The organism is Bradyrhizobium sp. Cp5.3 (assembly GCF_000426265.1).
GTDB classification, from domain to species: domain Bacteria; phylum Pseudomonadota; class Alphaproteobacteria; order Rhizobiales; family Xanthobacteraceae; genus Bradyrhizobium; species Bradyrhizobium neotropicale.
This window is the reverse complement of record NZ_AUFA01000023.1, coordinates 1-19,864: the sequence shown is the minus strand read 5'-3', so window position 1 is coordinate 19,864 and position 19,864 is coordinate 1. Positions and strand designations below refer to the sequence as shown.

Annotated in this window: 17 protein-coding genes and 1 pseudogene; 7 read left to right on the top strand and 11 right to left on the bottom strand. The window is 64.2% G+C overall.

Annotated elements, in window-relative coordinates:
• Positions 1 to 70: 70 nt before the first annotated feature.
• Together K289_RS0126425 and K289_RS0126420 are read right to left on the bottom strand one after the other, a co-directional pair.
• Entirely contained in the window at positions 71 to 1,036 is a 966-nt protein-coding gene (locus K289_RS0126425; RefSeq protein WP_027554290.1) for a DnaJ C-terminal domain-containing protein, read from the bottom strand.
• A gap of 112 nt (positions 1,037 to 1,148) precedes the next feature.
• On the bottom strand, positions 1,149 to 1,559 hold the full coding sequence (locus K289_RS0126420; RefSeq protein ID WP_027554289.1) for an RT0821/Lpp0805 family surface protein: 411 nt from the start codon (positions 1,557 to 1,559) through the stop codon (positions 1,149 to 1,151).
• A 113-nt stretch (positions 1,560 to 1,672) separates the two neighbouring features.
• On the opposite strand from K289_RS0126420, the gene pdxH reads away from it, so the two are divergent.
• Positions 1,673 to 2,314 carry a pyridoxamine 5'-phosphate oxidase gene (gene pdxH / locus K289_RS0126415; RefSeq protein WP_027554288.1) on the top strand — a complete coding sequence of 214 codons (642 nt, stop codon included), beginning with the start codon at positions 1,673 to 1,675 and terminating at the stop codon, positions 2,312 to 2,314.
• A 14-nt stretch (positions 2,315 to 2,328) separates the two neighbouring features.
• Complete coding sequence (locus K289_RS0126410) at positions 2,329 to 3,081, top strand: SDR family NAD(P)-dependent oxidoreductase (RefSeq protein ID WP_027554287.1); 753 nt, start codon at positions 2,329 to 2,331, stop codon at positions 3,079 to 3,081.
• A gap of 150 nt (positions 3,082 to 3,231) precedes the next feature.
• On the opposite strand, the gene K289_RS48925 is transcribed toward K289_RS0126410, so the two are convergent.
• Positions 3,232 to 3,444 (bottom strand): hypothetical protein, encoded by a 213-nt coding sequence (locus tag K289_RS48925; RefSeq protein WP_084788716.1) that lies wholly within the window; start codon positions 3,442 to 3,444, stop codon positions 3,232 to 3,234.
• Positions 3,445 to 3,735: 291 nt separating this feature from the next.
• Positions 3,736 to 4,713: a magnesium transporter CorA family protein gene (locus K289_RS0126400; protein WP_027554286.1), complete on the bottom strand. Its 978-nt coding sequence runs from the start codon at positions 4,711 to 4,713 to the stop codon at positions 3,736 to 3,738.
• 340 nt (positions 4,714 to 5,053) lie between these two features.
• Here K289_RS0126400 and K289_RS0126395 point away from each other — a divergent pair, with 340 nt between their 5' ends.
• Positions 5,054 to 5,740 (top strand): L,D-transpeptidase, encoded by a 687-nt coding sequence (locus K289_RS0126395; RefSeq protein WP_027554285.1) that lies wholly within the window; start codon positions 5,054 to 5,056, stop codon positions 5,738 to 5,740.
• Between the two features lie 36 nt (positions 5,741 to 5,776).
• Here the strand turns inward: K289_RS0126395 and K289_RS0126390 are convergent, their stop codons facing one another.
• Positions 5,777 to 6,934, bottom strand: coding sequence for an extensin family protein (locus tag K289_RS0126390; RefSeq protein WP_027554284.1), 1,158 nt, complete (start codon positions 6,932 to 6,934; stop codon positions 5,777 to 5,779).
• A 64-nt stretch (positions 6,935 to 6,998) separates the two neighbouring features.
• Here K289_RS0126390 and K289_RS0126385 point away from each other — a divergent pair, with 64 nt between their 5' ends.
• The gene (locus K289_RS0126385) at positions 6,999 to 8,627 is read left to right on the top strand and encodes a fatty-acid--CoA ligase (RefSeq protein ID WP_027554283.1); all 1,629 of its coding nucleotides are present in this window, start codon (positions 6,999 to 7,001) and stop codon (positions 8,625 to 8,627) included.
• Between the two features lie 195 nt (positions 8,628 to 8,822).
• Here K289_RS0126385 and K289_RS0126380 read toward each other — a convergent pair whose 3' ends face one another.
• Positions 8,823 to 10,019 carry a TAXI family TRAP transporter solute-binding subunit gene (locus tag K289_RS0126380; protein ID WP_051310825.1) on the bottom strand — a complete coding sequence of 399 codons (1,197 nt, stop codon included), beginning with the start codon at positions 10,017 to 10,019 and terminating at the stop codon, positions 8,823 to 8,825.
• A gap of 55 nt (positions 10,020 to 10,074) precedes the next feature.
• Positions 10,075 to 11,220 (bottom strand): hypothetical protein, encoded by a 1,146-nt coding sequence (locus tag K289_RS0126375; protein ID WP_245284003.1) that lies wholly within the window; start codon positions 11,218 to 11,220, stop codon positions 10,075 to 10,077.
• A gap of 475 nt (positions 11,221 to 11,695) precedes the next feature.
• Here K289_RS0126375 and K289_RS0126365 point away from each other — a divergent pair, with 475 nt between their 5' ends.
• Positions 11,696 to 12,550 carry a DUF1499 domain-containing protein gene (locus K289_RS0126365; protein ID WP_027554280.1) on the top strand — a complete coding sequence of 285 codons (855 nt, stop codon included), beginning with the start codon at positions 11,696 to 11,698 and terminating at the stop codon, positions 12,548 to 12,550.
• Positions 12,551 to 12,672: 122 nt separating this feature from the next.
• Here K289_RS0126365 and K289_RS0126360 read toward each other — a convergent pair whose 3' ends face one another.
• From K289_RS0126360 to K289_RS45130, 4 genes and pseudogenes are all read right to left on the bottom strand, one after another.
• Positions 12,673 to 13,596, bottom strand: coding sequence for an MBL fold metallo-hydrolase (locus K289_RS0126360; RefSeq protein ID WP_027554279.1), 924 nt, complete (start codon positions 13,594 to 13,596; stop codon positions 12,673 to 12,675).
• Positions 13,597 to 13,731: 135 nt separating this feature from the next.
• Entirely contained in the window at positions 13,732 to 14,946 is a 1,215-nt protein-coding gene (locus K289_RS0126355; protein ID WP_027554278.1) for an acyl-CoA dehydrogenase, read from the bottom strand.
• Positions 14,947 to 15,134: 188 nt separating this feature from the next.
• Complete coding sequence (gene ribB, locus K289_RS0126350) at positions 15,135 to 16,211, bottom strand: 3,4-dihydroxy-2-butanone-4-phosphate synthase (RefSeq protein WP_027554277.1); 1,077 nt, start codon at positions 16,209 to 16,211, stop codon at positions 15,135 to 15,137.
• Positions 16,212 to 16,387: 176 nt separating this feature from the next.
• Positions 16,388 to 18,117 (bottom strand): annotated as a pseudogene (locus K289_RS45130) (cation:proton antiporter).
• 67 nt (positions 18,118 to 18,184) lie between these two features.
• Here K289_RS45130 and K289_RS0126340 point away from each other — a divergent pair.
• Both K289_RS0126340 and K289_RS0126335 read left to right on the top strand, forming a co-directional pair.
• Complete coding sequence (locus tag K289_RS0126340; protein WP_027554276.1) at positions 18,185 to 18,712, top strand: DUF3124 domain-containing protein; 528 nt, start codon at positions 18,185 to 18,187, stop codon at positions 18,710 to 18,712.
• Between the two features lie 55 nt (positions 18,713 to 18,767).
• The coding region (locus K289_RS0126335; protein WP_027554275.1) for a PLP-dependent aminotransferase family protein at positions 18,768 to 19,864 on the top strand (1,097 nt) is incomplete at its 3' end.

Genomic DNA, 19,864 nt, shown 5'->3' with positions numbered 1-19,864 from the left:
TTAGCGTCGAAGCGCTACTGCGCTCCAGGCGTATTGTGTCCGAGATGTGAAGACGGTCTCGGCCAGCGCCCTAGCCGAGCCCGCTGCGCGGATTGTAGGGGTGTTGATCCCGCCACTTCTCCATCAATGCTTCAAGCTCGGCGTCGTTCCCGTCCGGTAGCATAATCCTGATGGTGACGAAGAGATCACCGGTTCCTGCCGCCTTCGGCAGGCCCTTGCCCTTGAGGCGGAAGGTCCGGCCGCTGGAGGTGTTTTTCGGGACCGACAGCTCCACGGCATTGCCGAGGGTGGGCACGCGGACCTTGCCGCCGAGCACGGCCTCGTAGAGCGTGACCGGCAGATCGATCCGCAGGTCGGCGCCCTCGACCTTGAAGAACGGGTGCGGAGCGATGCTGATGGTGATCAGGAGATCGCCGGGCGGATGGCCCTGCGCGGTCTCGCCCTGCCCCCGCAGCCGAATCTGCTGGCCTTCGGTGACGCCGGCCGGAATCTTGACGTTGAGTTCCTTGCCGTTCGGCAGCCGGACGCGCTTATCCCCGCCTTTCACCGACTCCTCCAGCGAGACGGTCATGGCGACGTTCAGGTCCAGATCGAGCCCGATCCCGCCGGTGTCGAATTCGAATTGGGCACCGCCGCCGGCGCCGGGCCGCGCACCGCGCATTCCGCCGCCGAACATGCTGTTGAGGATATCCTCGAACGCACCCGCGCCGGCTCCGCCGCCAGTGCCACCGCTACGGAACGTATAGCTCTCGAAGCCGCCGGGACCCGCCCGCCCGCGCGGACCGCCGCCGCCCGGAAAGCCTTGGAAGCGCGGCTTGCCGTCGGCGTCGATCTCGCCGCGGTCGAACTGCTTGCGCTTGTCCTCATCGCCGAGGATCTCGTTGGCGGTGTTGATCTCGGCGAAGCGCTCGGCGGCCTTGGGGTCGTCCTTGTTGCTGTCGGGATGATGCTTTTTCGCAAGCTTGCGATAGGCGCTCTTGATCGCGGCAGCGTTGGCGCTCCGCGGCACCCCCAAGACCTCATAGGGGTCGCGCATCCGTCACGTCTCCTTCAAAGGGATATCAATGTATTCAAAGGGCTCCCCGCCCCACCTGCACTTCATGTGGAGGGCGAGTGGCATTTTTGCAACTAGGGTCGCGAGACGATTCCTAGCTCCGCCACGGCTTTAGCGTATGAATCTCCCAGCGACCATGGCTGCTTTGGCAGCCGGCCCCCTGGAGCCAGCTTTCGGTGTTGCCGTTGACGTAGCTGGCCAGGAAATCGCGGCACTTGCGGCCATCCTCGGCAGCATAGGATTGCGCGATCGGCGTCACCGAGCCGCGCGCCCCGGTCTCCGGATTCTCCCAATGCTGGCTGGAATCCTTGTCACCCTTGCTCAGCACGTCGGAAGCGGCATTGCGGGCAAAGGCGAGATCGGTCTCGGTCGGCGCGGCATCCTTCGCGGATCGCGTGATCGAGCCGGTGAGGTCGCTTTCGTCGGCCTTGGCGAAGGGACCGCCGCTGTCATTGCGGGAGAAGCTGCAGCCGCCGGCACCGAGGCCGATCAGAATCATTGTCATGACGAGGCCGGACGGGCGGATCGCCGATAGGCCAACGGGTCCCCATGCCCTATATAGGGCGAGAGCAGACAACAACGCGCTTTGGGCCGCGGGACGCAACTCGGACTCCGGACATGACCGACACGACCTCGATGAAACACCAGACACCCTTAACATCCGGTGATTTCACCGCCGCCGACGAGCCGTTCGTGCTGTTCGAGGCCTGGCTGAACGAAGCGATCAAGAGCGAGCCCAACGATCCCAACGCAATGGCGCTCGCAACCGTCGACCCGGACGGCCTGCCGGACGTGCGCATGGTGCTGATGAAGGGCTTCGATACCGACGGTTTCGTCTTCTACAGCCACATCGCGAGCCAGAAGGGCCGCGAACTCGCCGCAAACCCTAAAGCAGCGTTACTTTTTCACTGGAAGTCGCTGCGCCGCCAGGTCCGCATCCGCGGCAACGTGACGCCGGTGACCGATGCGGAAGCCGACGCCTATTTCGCCACCCGCCCCAAGCAGGCCCAGATCGGCGCCTGGGCCAGCAAACAGTCCGAAGCGCTGGAAAGCCGCTTCGCCTTCGAGCAGGCGATCGCCAAGGTCGCCGCCAGACACGTCATCGGCGAGGTACCGCGGCCGCCGGGTTGGAGCGGCTGGCGCATCACGCCGTTGCGCATCGAGTTCTGGCACGACCGCCCATTCCGCCTGCACGACCGCATCGAATTTCGTCGTGACGCCGTCGGCCAGCCGTGGTCCAAGACGCGGATGTATCCTTGACCTGAAAGATCTCCATGCCGCATCCATCCAACGTGCCGCGACGTACGCTGCTCCTCACCGGCGCCAGCCGCGGCATCGGCCATGCCACCGTCATCCGCTTCTCCTCGGCGGGCTGGCGCGTCATCACCTGCTCGCGGCATCCGTTTCCGGAGGACTGCCCGTGGGATGCAGGCCCTGAGGATCACATCCAGGTCGACCTCGGCGACCCCGAGGATACCGCGCGCGCGATCAGCGAGATCCGCCGCCGTCTCGAGGGCGGCACGCTGCACGCGCTCGTCAACAACGCTGCGATCTCGCCGAAGGGCCCGGGCGGCAGCCGGCTCGGCTCGGTCGACACCGACCTCGACACCTGGACCCACGTCTTCCACGTCAACTTCTTCGCGCCGATCATGATGGCGCGCGGATTGATCGAGGAATTGAAGGCGGCCAAGGGATCGGTGGTGAACGTCACCTCGATCGCGGGCTCGCGCGTGCATCCCTTCGCGGGCGCCGCCTATGCCACCTCGAAGGCCGCGCTCGCCGCGCTGACGCGCGAGATGGCGTCCGACTTCGGCCGCGTCGGCGTGCGCGTCAACGCGATCGCGCCGGGCGAGATCGACACCTCTATCCTGTCGCCGGGCACCGAGAAGATCGTCGACCAGCAGATTCCGATGCACCGGCTCGGCACGCCGGACGAGGTCGCCAAGATCATCTACGTGCTGTGCACGGACACCTCGTCCTACGTCAATGGCGCCGAGATCCACATCAACGGCGGCCAGCACGTGTAGATGCTTGCGGGCATTCCGGGGCGCCCGAAGGACGAACCCGGAATGACGTCTCAGATCAAGGATGTCGCGGAAATCTTTGGCGCGTAGACGGAAGCAAGGCGATCCAGACAAGGCCGCCGCAAGACCTGGATCGCCCTTACCTTCCGTTGCTCAATCGACTCGAATCCGACGTGACCTCTCGCGCAGCCGCGGAGCGGCCGTGCTGAATGCGGTCGAGCAGTCGTCATCGTTTTCGCCATCGAGCAGCGGAGCACCACAGTGCCGGCACAGGCGTGCCGACATCACCATGCCGCTCGCCAGGACCTGACGATAGCTCGCCAGATCGATGACGTTGCGGGGCGATGTTATGCGTTTTTCAACCATGGCTGTTCCTCGCGGCTACCCCTGTCTTATCGCAGACAAGTTTCGCCCAAACGTTCAGCCCACCGCTCAAATTTTACCGGAGGAATTGGGGCAGAGCGCACACATCACTTCGCGGCCAGAATCTCGATCTATTCTGCGACACTAGGCGCCGCCTCTCTGCGAACGGCGTAAGGTCTCGGTAGGTATCTCTTTTTGAGCATGATCACCGCGCAAACGCGTTCCGCGTTGTCGCGAAGGAAAACCGCTGTGCACTTTGTGCCAGCGCACGGCCCTTCGGGTCCGTATTGTGCGCTAGAGCCACTTCTTGAACTTGAAGATCCAGTACGGAACGATCGCCGCGATCAGCATCATCACCAGCGCCATGGGATAGCCGTGCACCCATTCGAGCTCCGGCATCACTTTGAAGTTCATGCCGTAGATCGAGGCGATCAGCGTCGGCGGCATCAGGACAACGGCCATGACCGAAAACAGCTTGATGATGTTGTTCTGCTCGAGATTGACGACGCCGAGCATGGCGTCGAGCACGAAGGTGATCTTGTTGGACAGATAGGACGCGTGATCGGTCAGGGACGCCACGTCGCGCTGCATGGTCTTGAGTTGCTCGCGCATGTCCTTGGACCATTTGACGCCTTCGACCACCGCGGAGAGGAAGGTGACGAGGCGGCCGATCGAGACCAGGCTCTCGCGGACCTTGGAGGTCAGATCGCCCTTGCGGCCGATCGCGATCAGGATCTGCGAATACTGCTTGGCGTGGCCGTGGCGCTCGCTCTCGGGCTCGAAGATGTCGTGCGAGACCTGGTCGATCTCGGCGCCGCAGCGTTCCAGAATGTCGGCGCAGCGGTCGATCACGGCGTCCAAGAGTTCCATCAGCACCATCTCGCCGGTGATGGCCGGGGTGCAGGTCCGGGCGAGCTTGGCCTCCACCAGTAAGAACGGCTTGGGCTGGTCGTAGCGCACCGTCACCAGGCGATGGTCGCCGAGGATGAAGGTCACCGCCGTGGTTCGGGGCATGTCGGTGTCGGACTGGCACATCAGCGTCGCGGTCATGTAGCGCGCGCCGTTCTCGATATAGAGGCGGCTGGAGATCTCGATCTCCTGCATGTCTTCCCGGGTCGGGATCGCGATCCCCGCCAGTCGTTCCACCGCCTTGTCCTCGACGGAGGTCGGGTTGAACAGGTCGATCCACACTGCGGTCTCGGGCAGCGCCGAGAGATCGTCGATGACGGCCTTCTTCAGGGAGGACTCGGACGGAACAAACACGGAAAACATCAACAACTCCAGATGAGGCCTCAGAGCGACCAAGTCCCCCTTAGCGCGATTCTGACAAGTTCATGATGACAAGCACATTAACGAGGCCTTTGCATTTGTGGCCGCCCTGTGGCCCAACCGTGACACGGGATCGAGAGTTGGGCACGCCTTGCCCAAAAATCCGCCCGAGCCCGCAAAACTTGCGGCAAAAAAGCCACAGCTTCGGCCTTGCAGCGCGGGAAAACGCCCTAAATGCTGGAATTGTGGCAGATTTCAACGATAATGGGATTAACGGAGTCGAGGGAACTGTGGCGGTAAGCTCAGGTCCTGCGCGGTATTGCTTGATTGGAAGAACCAAACCATGTCGTCGCTGAAAGTTAAGTTCGGTATTTTGGCCGCCGGTCTGATGTTGTCTGGTTGTATGCAGGCGACACATTTCGAGGCGACCGACACCAAGGCCTTTAAGCCGAAGGACAAGGAACTCCTTGCCAAGGTCCGGTACGAGAACACCCCCGTTGCGGAACCGTTCCGGCGCGCCATCGTCGATTACCACCGCAAGGAATCCCCGGGCTCGATCGTGGTCGATTCCGACAATCACTACCTCTACTACGTGATGGATGGTGGCAAGGCGATCCGTTACGGCATCACCGTCGGCGAAGAAGCCATGGCCTGGTCCGGCATCGCCAAGGTCGGCAGCATGACCGAGTGGCCGGCCTGGCACCCGACCCCCGGCGAGATTTCGCGCCTGGGCGTGCCGACCTATGTTGCCCCCGGCCCGGACAATCCGATGGGCTCGCGCGCGATGTATCTCTACTCGGGCGGCAAGGACACGCTGTTCCGCATCCACGGCACCAACCAGCCGGAATATATCGGCGCCTCGATCTCCTCGGGCTGCATCCGCCTGACCAACGAGGACGCGATCGATCTCTACAACCGCGTGAAGGTCGGCACCATCGTGGTCGTGCTCGAACCGAAGCACGGCGACTCCCCGTACAACTCGCGGCTGGCGCTCGGCAGCAGCCAAACCGGCCAGGCCGGCAGCTACTGATCGCCTCCTGATCTCTGAGATCCAAAAGCGCCGGTTTCACCGGCGCTTTTTTGTTGCGCCCTTGCGCGGCGGCGGGCTGGGTTTGGCGTCAGGCGACGGCTTGTCCGCCGCTACGGCCGCATCTCCCTCCTCAGCCCCATCCTTCTCAGCTCCGTCCTTGACCCCGTCCTTTGCCCCGTCCTTGGCCTTGTCGGATTTCGCTGCGACTTCGCGCGGCGGTGCCTCCTCGGGGCGCTCGGCCGGGAGCAACGGCGCGACGTGCGGCAGGGGATCCCAGACGTTCCACTGGCAGATCCGGTAGTCGTTGCGCCGCTGCGCGAGATCAAGGTGGATGTGGTCCTCGTGGTACCAGTCCGAGCCCGGGCCGAGCACGGTGGTGAAGCGCGAGCAGACTGAATGCAGCACGCGCTCGCGCACCTCGCGCGACACGGCGCGGTCGGTCAGGCCGATCGACTGGCCGTTGGCGAGCTTGAGCGAACGCACGTCGAGCGCATTCGCCTTGCCGTGCTCGGACAGCATCGCGCCGACGATGCGATTGCGGCCACGGCACTCGAAGGAGTCGAAATTATCGAGATCGCTGATCGTGGATCCGAGGCTCGCGGCGAGCGGTACCATGTCCGAGCGCACCCAGTCGGCGATCGCGGACGCCATCGTGCAGCGGAGGATCGCGGCCGGCTTCACCGCCACCTTGCGCTTGTCCGGCAGCACGATCGCCTCCAGTCGTACCAGGTCATCGCCGCCGCAGCCGCCGGGGCCGCGGATATCGGGAATGGACGGCGCGATCGCGATCTCCTCGGTCAGCGCGAGCCGGCAGGCCGAGACCTTGGGCTCCGCCGGCTGGCGCTCCGCCGTTGAGGGCTCGCTCGGCTTTTCGGCGGGAGCCTTGTCAGGGGAAGGCTTGCCCTCGGCCGCCGGAATCTCCGGCTCGGTCTTGTCAGACCCCCTTGGCGCCTCATCCGGACGCGGTCTCGGCAAGGGGATTTGCGGGGAGATTTTTTTAGCCGAATGCACCGCTCCGCGCGGCCGTGGTGTACCAATGCCAAAGATATCCAGCGGGGCAGCAAATTTTCGCGCCTCCGCCGTCCCCACCAGAACGAGCGACATCCCGAGCGCGGCGGTAACCATTGCCGCACCGGCGGACATATAGCCGCGACAAGACCATTTGCGGCGAAAGTCCTGCAGGCTAAAATTCATGACAATTCTTTGGCCCGCGCTGAGAGCAATAACCCGCCCAGCGAATTCTCGGAGGAACGTCGGAATGCTTGGTTTGATGCAAGATTGGCCCCTGCTCTGCCACCGGATCATCGAACACGCCGCCAGGATTCATGGCAAGCAGGAGGTCGTCACGCGATCGATCGAGGGACCGATCCATCGCACCAACTATGCCGAAATCCACAAGCGCGCGCTCAAGGTCTCGCAGATGCTGGAGCGCGACGGCATCAAGCTCGGTGACCGTATCGCCACCATCGCCTGGAACACCTGGCGCCACCTCGAAGTCTGGTACGGCATCATGGGCATCGGCGCCATCTGCCATACCGTCAATCCCCGCCTTTTCCCCGAGCAGATCGCCTGGATCATCAACCATGCGCAGGACCGCATCGTGATGACCGACCTCACCTTCGTTCCGGTCCTGGAGAAGATCGCCGACAAGCTCCCGAGCGTGGAGCGCTACGTCATTCTCACCGACAAGGGGCATATGCCCGAGACCACGCTGAAGAATGTGGTCGCCTACGAGGACTGGATCGCGGAGGCCGACGGCAAGTTCAAATGGAAGGATTTTGACGAGAACACAGCGGCCGCGATGTGCTACACGTCCGGCACGACGGGCGATCCCAAGGGTGTGTTGTATTCGCATCGCTCCAACGTGCTGCACGCGCTGATGGCCAACAATGTCGACGCGCTCGGCACCAGCGCCTCCGAGACAATGTTGCCGGTGGTGCCGCTGTTCCATGCCAACAGCTGGGGCATCGCCTTCTCCGCGCCCTCACAGGGCACCAAGCTGGTGATGCCAGGCGCCAAGCTCGACGGCGCTTCGGTCTACGAGCTGCTCTCGACCGAGAAGGTGACGCACACCGCCGGCGTGCCGACAGTGTGGCTGATGCTGCTCCAGCACATGGCCGCCAACAATCTGAAGCTGCCGGATTTGAAGATGGTGATCTGCGGTGGCTCGGCGATGCCGCGCTCGATGATCAAGGCCTTCCTCGACATGGGCTCGAACGTGCGTCACGCCTGGGGCATGACCGAGATGAGCCCGATCGGAAGCGTCTCGGCGCTGAAGCCGCCGTTCAGCGACGCGACCGGCGATGCGCGGCTCGACGTGCTTCAAATGCAGGGCTATGCGCCGTTCGCCGTGCAGATGAAGATCACCGACGATTCCGGCAAGGAACTGCCTTGGGACGGCAAGACGTTTGGCCGCCTGAAGGTTTCGGGCCCTGCGGTGGCCAAGGCCTATTACCGGGTCGACGCCAACATCCTCGACGAGGAGGGCTTCTTCGACACCGGTGACGTCTCGACCATCGACGAGGACGGCTACATGCGGATCACCGACCGCTCCAAGGACGTGATCAAGTCCGGCGGCGAGTGGATCTCCTCGATCGACCTGGAAAACCTCGCGGTGGGTCACCCGGCCGTGGCGGAGGCTGCCGTGATCGGCATCTTCCACCCCAAATGGGACGAGCGACCGCTCCTGATCGTCCAGCTCAAGCAGGGCCAGCAGACCACGCGCGAGGACATCCTGAAGTTCATGGACGGCAAGATCGCCAAATGGTGGATGCCCGACGACGTCGCCTTCGTCGACGGCATCCCGCATACGGCAACAGGCAAGATCCTGAAGACGGCGCTGCGCGACCAGTTCAAGGACTACCGCTTCCCCAACGCGGCGGCGTGAGCGGACCGGAATAGCTTGCCCAAAAACCCGTTCGGTCCTGCGGTTGCGAATTCGCTTCATCTCCCCCGCTTGCGGGGGAGATCGGTCTCATCACGAACGCAACTCGATCCAATCTCGTGACGCCCTCTGGGCCCTCCGGACGTATCGAGGTCAGGCAGGCAGAATGATCATGATCTGGTCCGACCTTCGACGGATCTAGTGCTTTGCCTCTGCCTGGCCGGAGCTCTTCTGCCATTTCAGGAATTGTTGGTAGAGCGCCTCGTCCTGTTCCGGCGTTCGCGTGCCCTGCTGACCGGTTTCTCGGGTCTGCGCTGCCAGGAACTGGTCGAATCTCGCGCGTGTGTCGGAGGCCGGACCGGAATGCTGGTCCAGCCACTCCTGCGCCGGCGGAAAGCGATTCCATCCCTTCAGTGGCGCGCTCAACACCACCTCCTTCCACTTCGGATGGAAGGGCGGCCGCTGCAGGTCTTTCAGGCTGTCGAAGAAGACCTGAACGAAATGCTCCACCTTGCCGTATCGCTCGGTCTTTGCGGGCCAGTTGTAGGCCGCAAGGATGGCGGGCACAGCGATCGTGTCAACGCGGCCGCCGGGCGGGATCAGTGAAGGATAGTCCTCCGCCTTGAGGACAGATGGAAGATAGTCGCTCTGCAAGGGCCCGCTATACGGGATCGGCACGAAATGCAGGCCGTCTCCAGTCACCTGGCTCACGGCCTTGGAGGGACTTCCCTGCACCGCGATCACCGCGTCGAGCTCGCCGTTCTTCAGTTTTTCATAGGCGATGCGCTGCTCGATATAGGCGTAGACCGGCTTGATGCCGAGCCTCTCGAAGATCGTGATCGCGGTGACGAAAGTGCCTCCGTTCGGCAAGTCGACGGCAACACGCCGGCCGTTCAGATCGACAAGGTTGCGGATCGACGACCGCGCGACGACGTGCATCTCCTCATTGTAGAGCTTCGTGATGTAGACGAACTGGTTGCGGATGTTGCCGGTGTAACCCTTCCTTTCCAGGTAATCGAGCGTATCGGCGCGCACGATGCCGAGATCGACCCCCTTGAGGAACAGGATGTCCGCGATGCTCTGGACCGAGCCCCTCCCGATGATCGGCAGCACGCGCATCCGGTCGCCGTCATCCAGCGCGGAGGCAAGGTCGGCGCCGAACTGGACATAGGTTCCGCCGATCGTGCCTGACATCAGCGTCACGGTGTTGGCGTTGAGCCGCTCACGCGTGCTCTTGCTGGTGCTGGAATAGCTGAAGATCGCCTTCAGGCCCTCGCTCACTGCGGCCGGATCGACCTCTCCTCCCCTGTCTTGGGAAAAGGCCGGCGTCGTCAGCAGCAGCCCGACGCCGGCCGCGCAGCCGAATGCCAAGTCGGTCAAACGTCGGATGATCATGTCGTGAAGCTCCGGATGGTCGAGATTGACAGGCGCGCGACGCACGGTGCCGGGATCAGCGGGTGGGCATGAGCGTATCAAGCTGTCGCTGCGCTTCGGGGTCGCCCCATTCTTTAGCTTTCTGGTACCAATTGCGGGCCTGCGCGAGGTCCGCAAGCGGTCCACTGGCGCCCAACTGCTTGAGCACGGTCGGATCGTACGTCCTGGCCACCAGCAGCGCGGCACGCGCGTCTCCTCCTTCGGCCGCGCGCAGCAGCAATAGCCTCGCCGCCGAAACGTCGCCGCTGGTGAGCAAATCCTGTCCACGTTTGACGAGGCCAGAAATTTCCTTCGGATCCAGGTTGCGCACGGCGTCCGTCTGCGGCGGTGGGGAGGCCACCACGGAGCGCGCCGGCGGTACGGCCGCGACGGCGGCCGACGGTTGCGGAGCGACTGTGACTGCGGGTTTCCAGGAAAGCCGGCTCGAGCCAACCACGAGCACGGCGCCGTTGCTGTCACGCAATTCTGCCATCGCGACCATCTGACCGGCGAAACCATCTGGCGGAATGACCGACACGGCGGAAATTTCCGACGCCGGCACGCGCCACTCGTTGGCAACGCGCTTGCCCGACGTCAACCGCGCGTCGCCTGGCAGTCCGTTGATGGCAACGATAGCGCCGGAAGGGGGAGCACCCACGCGCATCCCGAGCGGCAAGGGAGCGTTGGCAGGCCCGCTGCTGTCCTCCACCGCAAGGCTCGCGACCTGCTTGCGTTGCGGTGCCGGACCGATCGCGGCTTTCACCGATTGCCAAAGCGACGAGATCGATGTGGCGTCGTTCGATTGAACTCCGGGCCTTTGCGACGCCGGAATGACCATGACGAGAATCAGCGCGATGCCCCCCGCAACTGCTACCGCGATCGCGAACCTGACCACGACGCTGAGCAGCGCGCGCCTTCCCGAGTTACGGAGGGCGGCCGGCACCTCGATGGGCTCCATCGCCTCGTGCATGGCTTGGGCGACGGCTTTGGAGAACACGTCCGAATGGTCACGACGTCGCGGGTTGCCGGGCGATGGCAAGGGCGGACCATCGGCAGTCGACGATGGATGCTCCGCGGACCGTCTCGGCGCCGCCGTCTGCATCGTCGGCTCGCGCAAGCTGCGCGGCGCGTAGTACATCGGATCGTGCGGATCGATATAGCCTTCGTGCGGTCCACCACTCATACTGAACACTCGCCCTGATGGGGCTGGCCGCCAGCCGCGCTGGTCGGTACCGGCTACGCTGTTTGCGATCCATGCAGCCCATGAGCGCAACCGCGCACATCCGGTCAGCCTTTTGCTGCACAACCGGGAGCTGAGGTCACTCTTACAACGTTTCCGGCTGACGCCCGCCGTTGTTCCTGCCGTTGTTCCTTTTTGACTGCCGTTCGCTGATGTCCCTCTCGCCGGGACAGTCCCTCGCTTCGGCGGTTCCGACAACCTGCAGTAGAGCCTTGAGGCGAAATTGCGACCAAGTCAATCTACAACTAAAGATCATTTCGATTGAATGGTTAATCAATTAAGTTGCAGATTCCCGCCTGTTCTCTGTGCCATATCGCCCGCAAACCTTGAAATTGCCGGGCCGCCGTGGTCTCAAGCAGCCAGTTTCCAACTGGCCCCCCTGGCGGCGGGCCAAGCTCCAACCCGGCAGTTTTCGTCGATGGCCCGCAGGTTTTCCGCTCCCTATCAGTCGGAGCCCGTGTCCAGCCTCGCGAGCTGGGCGCGCAATCTGGCTGTGTTCGCTGTGGTGGCGGTGGTGGTGTCGATCATCGTCGTCCGCTTCGGCTTCTTGGAGCCGAAGCCGGCGCTCGCCACCTTCTTCGGCGGGCTCGCGATCGCCGGGCTCTCGTTCCTGTTCGGGCTCGCCGGCTTTGCGGCGATCTGGCAGAACGGCTCGCGCGGGATGGGGCGCATCCTGCTCGCCTTCCTGATCAACGCGCTGATCCTCGCTTATCCTGCCTATCTCGCCCTTCAATACCGCAGGCTGCCGGCGATCCACGACATCACCACCGATCCGATCGACCCGCCGCGCTTCGACGCGCTGGCGCGCCTGCGCACCGGCGACGGCACCAACCCAGCGGTGTATGCCGGCCTCTACTCGGCCGAGCAGCAGCGCCACTTCTATCCCGACATCGAGCCGATCGAGCTGGAAATCACCGCCGAGCGCGCCTATGCGCTGGCGCTTCAGCTCGTCAACAAGCGCAAATGGCTCGTTATCGACGAGCGCGCGCCGCAGCCGCCGCGCCGCATCGGCCGCATCGAGGCGGTGGCGCGCACGCCGATCATGGGGTTCCGCGAGGATGTCTCGATCCGGGTCGCGCCTGATGGCGACGATTCCCGCGTCGATATCCGCTCCGCCTCGCGTTATTTCGACAGCGACCTCGGCAGCAACGCCGCGCGCGTCACCAAGTTCATCGACGATCTCAACACCGCGGCCGATGCCGACGCGCTGAAGCCGGTGAAGAAGACGCCGGTCATCCCGCCGAAGGCGCCGGCGAAAACGGTGAAGAAGTGACGCGCTAGCGTCATTCCGGGGCGGTCCGCAGGACCGAACCCGGAATCCATCGGGCAGCAGGGTTGGTGGATGAATGGATTCCGGGCTCGATGCTGCGCATCGCCCCGGAATGACGGGTGGAGCTAGATGCTCGCCATCCTGTACGTCCCGGAAATCACGGGATCGCCGTCCGTCGCGACCACGCCGCGGGCGACCAGATCCTCCAGATGCGCCAGCACGGAATAGCCGGCGGCCGTCGTCAGCCGCGGATCGATGCCGATATAGATCGCCCGCACCATGGTAGGGATATCGGCCTCGCCCTTGGCGAGGCGGTGCAGGATTGACGCCTCGCGCGCCTTGCGGTGGCGGATCAGAAAGCGCACGAAGCGCGGCCCATCCGGGATCTCCGGTCCATGGCCGGAAAAATAGAGATCCTCCTCGCGCGCAGCCAGCCGATCGAGCGAGTCCATGTAGTCGATCATCGAGCCGTCGGGCGGCGCCACGATCGAGGTCGACCAGCCCATCACGTGATCGCCGACGAAGTTGAACTTTCGCTCGGGCCAGGCGAACGCCAGATGATTGGCGGTATGGCCGGGCGTCGCCACGGCCTCGAGCCGCCAGCCGGCGCCTTCGATGACGTCGCCATCAGCGATCCTGACGTCGGGCGCGAAGTCGCGGTCGGCACCGGACTCCGGATTGTGCTTCTCGCTCTCGAAGCGCGGTCGCGAGGCGCGGTGCGGCCCCTCGGCGTAGACGGTCGCACCGGTCGCCTGCTTGATCCGCCCCGTGTTGGGCGAGTGATCGCGGTGGGTATGGGTGACAAGGATGTGGCTCACGGTCTCGCCGCGAACGGCATCGAGCAGCGCGGCCGCATGCGCCCCGCTGTCCGGACCGGGATCGACGATCGCGACGTTACCCTTGCCGACGATGTAGCTGACCGTACCGGTGAAGGTGAACGGGCTCGGATTGTCGCACAGCACGCGCCGCACGCCGGGACGGACTTCCTCGACGATTCCAGGCTTCAGCGGGAAATTGCGGTTGAACGGGACGTCGTCGTTGTCGGACATGGCTTCTTCTTTGTTCTTTGACGTCATTCCGGGACGGCCCGTCAGGGCCAGACCCGGAATCTCGATTGAACAGGATGATGCGGCCCGAGATTCCGGGGGCGCGCTTTGCGCGCCCCGAAATGACGGAAGACGTACTTAGAAGAACGCCTGGATGCCCGTGATGGCGCGGCCAAGGATCAGGGCGTGGACGTCGTGGGTGCCCTCATAGGTGTTGACCGTCTCGAGGTTATGGACGTGGCGCATCACATGGTACTCGATCGAGATGCCGTTGCCGCCGTGCATGTCGCGCGCGACGCGCGCGATATCGAGCGCCTTGCCGCAATTGTTGCGCTTGACGATCGAGATCATCTCGGGCGCGAACTTGCCCTCGTCCATCAGGCGGCCGACGCGCAGCGAGGCCTGCAGGCCCAGCGCGATCTCGGTCTCCATGTCGGCGAGCTTCTTCTGCACGAGCTGGGTCGCGGCGAGCGGCTTGCCGAACTGCTTGCGGTCGAGCGTGTACTGGCGAGCGCGGTGCATGCAGTCCTCGGCGGCGCCAAGCGCGCCCCAGGAGATGCCGTAGCGGGCGCGGTTGAGACAGCCGAACGGACCTTTCAGGCCGGAAACGTTGGGCAGCAGCGCGTCTTCCGGAACCACGACACCGTCCATCACGACTTCGCCGGTGATCGAGGCGCGCAAGGACAGCTTGCCGCCGATCTTCGGCGCGGACAGGCCCTTCATGCCCTTCTCCAGCACGAAGCCACGGATCTGGTTGTCGTGCTCGGCCGACTTGGCCCAGACCACGAAGACGTCGGCGATCGGGGCGTTCGAGATCCACATCTTGCTGCCGGTCAGGCGATAGCCGTCCGAGACCTTCTCGGCGCGGGTCTTCATGCCGGCCGGGTCGGAGCCGGCGTCGGGCTCGGTAAGGCCGAAGCAGCCGACCCACTCGCCGCTGGCAAGCTTCGGCAGGTACTTCTTGCGCTGGTTCTCGTCGCCATAGGCGTAGATCGGATACATCACCAGCGAGGACTGCACCGAATTCATCGAGCGATAGCCGGAATCGACCCGCTCGATCTCGCGCGCGACGAGGCCGTAGGCGACATAGCTCGCGTTGGCGCAGCCATATTCCTCCGGCAGCGTGATGCCGATCAGGCCGAGCTCGCCCATCTCGTTGAAGATCTCGCGATCGGTCTTCTCTTCCAGATAGGCCTTGGAGACGCGCGGCAGCAGCTTGTCCTGGGCATAGGCGCGCGCGGTGTCGCGCACCATGCGTTCGTCTTCGGTGAGCTGTTCGTCGAGCAGGAACGGATCGTCCCACTGGAAAGAAGCCGCAGCCGGCTTGTCCTTGGCCTGAGGGCGCACGCTCATGAAACGTCCTTTCGCGTCTGGTTCCGTCTAAAAATTGCCCGACAAATTAAAGCGCCGGGGCAACAAGTGCAATTGCATCCTGGTTTCGGTCATTCCGGGACGCGCAATGCGACCCCGACATCTTTCGACGTCAACCAACATCGAGGCTCCGGGGCTGGCGCTTTGCGCCATCCCGGAATGACAACGCCTCAGGTCTCGAGCTGTTCGTTCGCGACGATCTCGATGCCGAAACCCGACAATCCCTTGTAGTCGTGCACCGACGAGGTGAGATGCCGGATCGAGGTGACGCCGAGATCGCGCAGGATCTGCGCGCCGACGCCGACCTCGCGCCACTGGCGGTTGCGGTCGGCCTCGGTCGACGTCTCGTCCGGCAGCGGCGACACCGGCACGCCGGCCGCGCCGTCACGCAAGTACACCAGCACGCCACGGCCGGATTTCTTGAAGTGCTCGAGCACGGCCGCCATGCGCTTGTGGCCGGTAAAGGTGTCCTTGACGATGTTCGGCTTGTGGAAGCGCGTCAGCACGTTCCTGCCGTCGCCGACCCCGTTGTAGACGAAGGCGACGTGGGCGATGGAGTCGAAGGGCGAGCGGTAGGCATAACCCTGGAGCGGGCCGATCGGGCTCTCGGTGACGAAGGTCGCGACCCGCTCGATCAGTTTTTCGCGCGCCTGGCGATATGCGATCAGATCGGCGATCGTGACATGCTTGAGCTTGTTCTGGGCGGCGAAGCGGGCGACCTGCTCGCCCTTCATCACGCTGCCGTCATCGTTCATCAATTCGCTGATCACGCCGACCGGCGGCAGCCCCGAAAGCTTGCAGAGATCGACTGCCGCTTCGGTGTGGCCGGAGCGCAAGAGCACGCCGCCGTCCTTGGCGATCAGCGGGAAGATGTGGCCCGGACGGGCGAAGTCGGCGGCGCCGACATTGGAATTGGCGAGCGCGCGGCAGCAGGAGGCGCGTTCCTCCGCCGAGATGCCGGTGCCGCCGTCAGGCTTGTAGTCGATCGAGACCGTGAAGGCGGTGGTGTGGGCGGAGTCGTTGTGGGCGACCATCGGATCGAGCCGCAGGCGGCGCGCGTCCTCGGTGGTGATCGGCGCACAGACGATGCCGGAGGTGTGGCGGATGATGAACGCCATCTTCTCGGCCGTGCAGAACGAGGCCGCGACGATGAGATCGCCCTCGCCCTCGCGGTCTTCGTCGTCGGTGACGACGACGAGCTCACCCCGGGCAAAGGCCTGCAAAACTTCCTGAACGGTATCGGGCATTTCCCAATCTCTATCGGTTATGGCCGGAGGCTTAGCCGGACTTGGGCCGGCGCGCTAGTGTCCTGGACGCAACCACATATGCCCGGCGGCTGGCCTGCTTACGGGGTTTCAGGCTTGCACCGAAGATACCAGCGATATAGGCGCGGTCCGGTCAGGCGGAAGATGCCCGGCTGCCCTCAGGGCAGCACTTCGCGCCGCTCGCTCAGCCGCAGGTCGAGCTCCGCGCGCTTGTCGGCCAGCAGGCCGGCCTGGGCGGCCTCGATCACCGTGAACAGCTCATGGGCGTCGCCGAGCCGGGTCACCGTGACATAGCTGGCGCCCGCCTTGTAGAGCTCGCCGACATCAGCCAGCAGGTCGGCCGTCGCGACGATCAGGGCATTCGGGTTGAGCGCGCGGACGTGGCGAACCAGCTTCTCGTTGGTGGCGCCCTTCAGGAGCGAATCCGGCACGCTGAGGATGATCATCTCGGACTTGCCGACGCCGGCATGAACCAGCGTATCGACATTGCTGATGTCGCCATAGATCACGTGCAGGCCGCGCGAGAGCAGGGTCTGATACACATTGGGGTTGAAATCAACGACCGTGATCTGCTCCAGCAACACGGGCGCCTGTCGCTCGATCTCCGCCAGCAACGCGCTCGCTGCACGGAAAAAGCCGAGGATGACGATGCGGCGGGCCTCGCCATGGCCGCCCTCGTCCCCCTTCTCGGCATGGCCGTTGCCATGGTCGAGGTCGCGCAGGCCGATCCGCTTGAGGGGCCCGATCGCCCAGCGCGTGATCTCGTCGCTGCGCACCATCACGAAAGTCGAGAGCACGGCCAGCACCACGAAGGCAAAGGAAGCCGCGTTCGCCGTCTGCGGCGCGATGTGGTGGTCGGCGACGCCGGTCTGGATCACCACGAGCGAGAACTCGGAGATCTGCGCGAGGTTGATGGCCGGCAACAAGCTGGCTCGCAGCCCCTGCTTCATCAGATAGAGGGGCGCGAAGGTGGTGACGACGCGGCTCACCACCGTGAAGGCCGCAATCATCAGGGCGAGCCCAATGACGGAGAGGCCCGGCACCGGAATGGTCATACCGAGGGCGACGAAGAACAGCGTGATGAAGAAGTCGCGCAAGGTCGTGACCTTGGCCGTGACGTCGAGCGCATAGGGGAAGGTCGACAGCGAGACGCCGGCGATCAGGGCGCCCATCTCGCTGACAGCGACAGCCGCTCGGCGGTCTCGGCGACCAGAAAGCACCAGGCGAGCGCGCCGAGCAGGATCAGCTCGGGCCGGCGGGCGATCTGGTGGAACAGCCGCGGCAGCACGTAGCGGCTGACCAGCAGCGCCGCTGCAACCAGCACCGCGACGCGGCCGATCGAGAGCAGGATGACGCTGACCTGCAGATTGGCGAGGCTCGGCTGCACCGCCAGGAACAGGATGGCGAAGATGTCCTGGAGCACCAGAACGCCGAGCGTGATGCGGCCAGGCAGCGTGTCGAGCTCGCGCTTCTCGTAGAGCACCTTGACGATGATGACGGTGCTGGAGAGCGCGCAGGCGACGCAGAGATAGAGCGCATCGAAGTGCCCGCCGCCGAGCGACAGGCCGATGCCGACGAAGAACAGGATGCCGAGCAGGCAGCCGCCGAGGAGCTGGCCCCCGGCCGCGAACAGGATCACTCGCCCTGCCCGCACGATCTTCTTCAGGTCGATCTCGAGCCCGATCATGAACAGCATGAAGATCAGGCCGAGCTCGGAGATGACGCTGATCGATTCCTGCGACTTGACCCAGCCGGCGCCGAATGGACCTATGCAGAAGCCGGCGATAAGGTAGGCCAGGATCAACGGTTGCCGGGAGAAATGGGCGAACAAGCCCAGCATCCAGGCAAACAGAATACAGAGAGTGATGTCGCGAATGAGTTCGTGCATGCCAAATTGGTCCGTTTTGCCGCACCCTAGAGACGGGTTGCGGCGCGGCAAGCGAGCAATTCGTCACATGCAGGCGGCGCTTGCCGCTGCAATGCTGCTATGTCCGCTGGCCTCGATGCCATCCGCGGTCGCGCAGCCCAAGGTCAATATCGAGCAGGGCTTTGTCGATTCGCTCACCACGCTGCCGAAGGAGGAACTTGCCGTTTCCGGCGGCTTCTATGTGCCGGCCTATTCCAGCGTCGCGATGAGCCAGGGCAAGCTGCGCGTCGACTTCTCGGTGACACTCAGCGTCCACAACGCGTCCGAGACCCAGCCGCTAGTCGTCAGACGCATCGCCTATTTCGACACTACAGGCAAGCAGGTGGAGAGCTATCTGAAGGCACCGGTCGCACTGAAGCCGCTCGCCACCGTCTCGATCTTCATTCCGACCGACGATGTGCGCGGCGGCACCGGAGCCAACTTCATCGTCGACTGGGCCGCCACGGGCGAAATCGCCGAGCCGGTGGTCGAAGCCCTGATGGTTGGCGGCGTCGCCAACGCGCATTACGCTTTCATCAGCCAGGGCCGTCCGACTCGGACGGCCGGCAAGAAGTAACCGGCCAGCCGGTGCAATGCCGGCCGGCTCAACAAGAACAGAACGAGGAACGCCCATGACGTCCAGCTTCGATTTCGCGCCCCTGTTTCCGCCGGGGTTGCCGGCCCCCACTACGCGCTGGACGGGCCTTGCCAAATACAGCTTCGTCGGCGGCAACAATGATTCCGAGCAGGTGCCCGTCGATCGGCTGATCGAAGCGGTCGACGCGGTGTTGCGGCGCGAGGGCCGGACGCTCGCGACCTACGGCCTGGCGCACGGGCCGCAAGGCTATTTGCCGCTCCGCGAATTCCTCGTCGCAAAACTCAAGCGCGATGCCGGCATCGCTTGCACTGTCGACGATCTCCTGATTGTCTCCGGCTCGCTGCAGGCGCTCGACCTCGTCAACCACACGCTGCTGGCACGTGATGACACCGTGATCGTCGAACAGGAGACTTATCAGGGCTCGCTCAACCGCCTGACCCGGCTCGGGGTCAACACCATCGGCATCCCCCTCGACGAAGACGGCATGCGCATGGACGTGCTGGCGACGACGTTGGCCGATTTGAAGAGCCGCGGCATCCGGCCGAAATACATCTACACCATCCCGACCGTGCAGAACCCGACCGGCAGCATCATGCCGGAGAGCCGGCGTGCCGAACTGCTGCGGCTATCGGCCGAATACGGCGTGCCGATCTTCGAGGATGATTGCTACGCCGACCTCGTCTGGTCCGGAGAGCGCCCGCCGGCGATCTACGCGATGAGCCCCAAGGGCGGGGTGATCCACATCGGCTCGTTCTCGAAATCGATCGCACCGGCGCTGCGCGTCGGCTTCATCGTCGCCCCCTGGGAGGTGATGTCGCGGATGCTGTCGTTGAAGACGGATGCCGGCTCCGGCGCGCTGGAGCAGATGGTGCTCGCCGAATATTGCAGGCCGCATTTCGCAACCCACGTGCCGGCGCTGACGAGAGCGCTGCGCACCAAGCTCGATACGCTGATGGAAGCCCTGAACGAGCAGTTCGGGACGGCCGCGGAATTCGAGGAACCGAAGGGCGGCATCTTCCTGTGGGTGAAACTGCCCGATCAGGTCGATACGCTGAAACTATACCAGGCCGCGCTTGCCGCGGGGGTCTCGATCAATCCGGGTCCGGAATGGTCGACCAACAAGGGCCATTC

What these genes read in the sequence shown, in the direction of transcription:
- K289_RS0126425 (WP_027554290.1), bottom strand. Translation starts at nt 1,036, where the DNA reads ATGCGCGACCCCTATGAGGTCTTGGGGGTGCCGCGGAGCGCCAACGCT.
- K289_RS0126420 (WP_027554289.1), bottom strand. Translation starts at nt 1,559, where the DNA reads ATGACAATGATTCTGATCGGCCTCGGTGCCGGCGGCTGCAGCTTCTCC.
- pdxH (WP_027554288.1), top strand. Translation starts at nt 1,673, where the DNA reads ATGACCGACACGACCTCGATGAAACACCAGACACCCTTAACATCCGGT.
- K289_RS0126410 (WP_027554287.1), top strand. Translation starts at nt 2,329, where the DNA reads ATGCCGCATCCATCCAACGTGCCGCGACGTACGCTGCTCCTCACCGGC.
- K289_RS48925 (WP_084788716.1), bottom strand. Translation starts at nt 3,444, where the DNA reads ATGGTTGAAAAACGCATAACATCGCCCCGCAACGTCATCGATCTGGCG.
- K289_RS0126400 (WP_027554286.1), bottom strand. Translation starts at nt 4,713, where the DNA reads ATGTTTTCCGTGTTTGTTCCGTCCGAGTCCTCCCTGAAGAAGGCCGTC.
- K289_RS0126395 (WP_027554285.1), top strand. Translation starts at nt 5,054, where the DNA reads ATGTCGTCGCTGAAAGTTAAGTTCGGTATTTTGGCCGCCGGTCTGATG.
- K289_RS0126390 (WP_027554284.1), bottom strand. Translation starts at nt 6,934, where the DNA reads ATGAATTTTAGCCTGCAGGACTTTCGCCGCAAATGGTCTTGTCGCGGC.
- K289_RS0126385 (WP_027554283.1), top strand. Translation starts at nt 6,999, where the DNA reads ATGCTTGGTTTGATGCAAGATTGGCCCCTGCTCTGCCACCGGATCATC.
- K289_RS0126380 (WP_051310825.1), bottom strand. Translation starts at nt 10,019, where the DNA reads ATGATCATCCGACGTTTGACCGACTTGGCATTCGGCTGCGCGGCCGGC.
- K289_RS0126375 (WP_245284003.1), bottom strand. Translation starts at nt 11,220, where the DNA reads ATGAGTGGTGGACCGCACGAAGGCTATATCGATCCGCACGATCCGATG.
- K289_RS0126365 (WP_027554280.1), top strand. Translation starts at nt 11,696, where the DNA reads ATGGCCCGCAGGTTTTCCGCTCCCTATCAGTCGGAGCCCGTGTCCAGC.
- K289_RS0126360 (WP_027554279.1), bottom strand. Translation starts at nt 13,596, where the DNA reads ATGTCCGACAACGACGACGTCCCGTTCAACCGCAATTTCCCGCTGAAG.
- K289_RS0126355 (WP_027554278.1), bottom strand. Translation starts at nt 14,946, where the DNA reads ATGAGCGTGCGCCCTCAGGCCAAGGACAAGCCGGCTGCGGCTTCTTTC.
- ribB (WP_027554277.1), bottom strand. Translation starts at nt 16,211, where the DNA reads ATGCCCGATACCGTTCAGGAAGTTTTGCAGGCCTTTGCCCGGGGTGAG.
- K289_RS0126340 (WP_027554276.1), top strand. Translation starts at nt 18,185, where the DNA reads ATGCAGGCGGCGCTTGCCGCTGCAATGCTGCTATGTCCGCTGGCCTCG.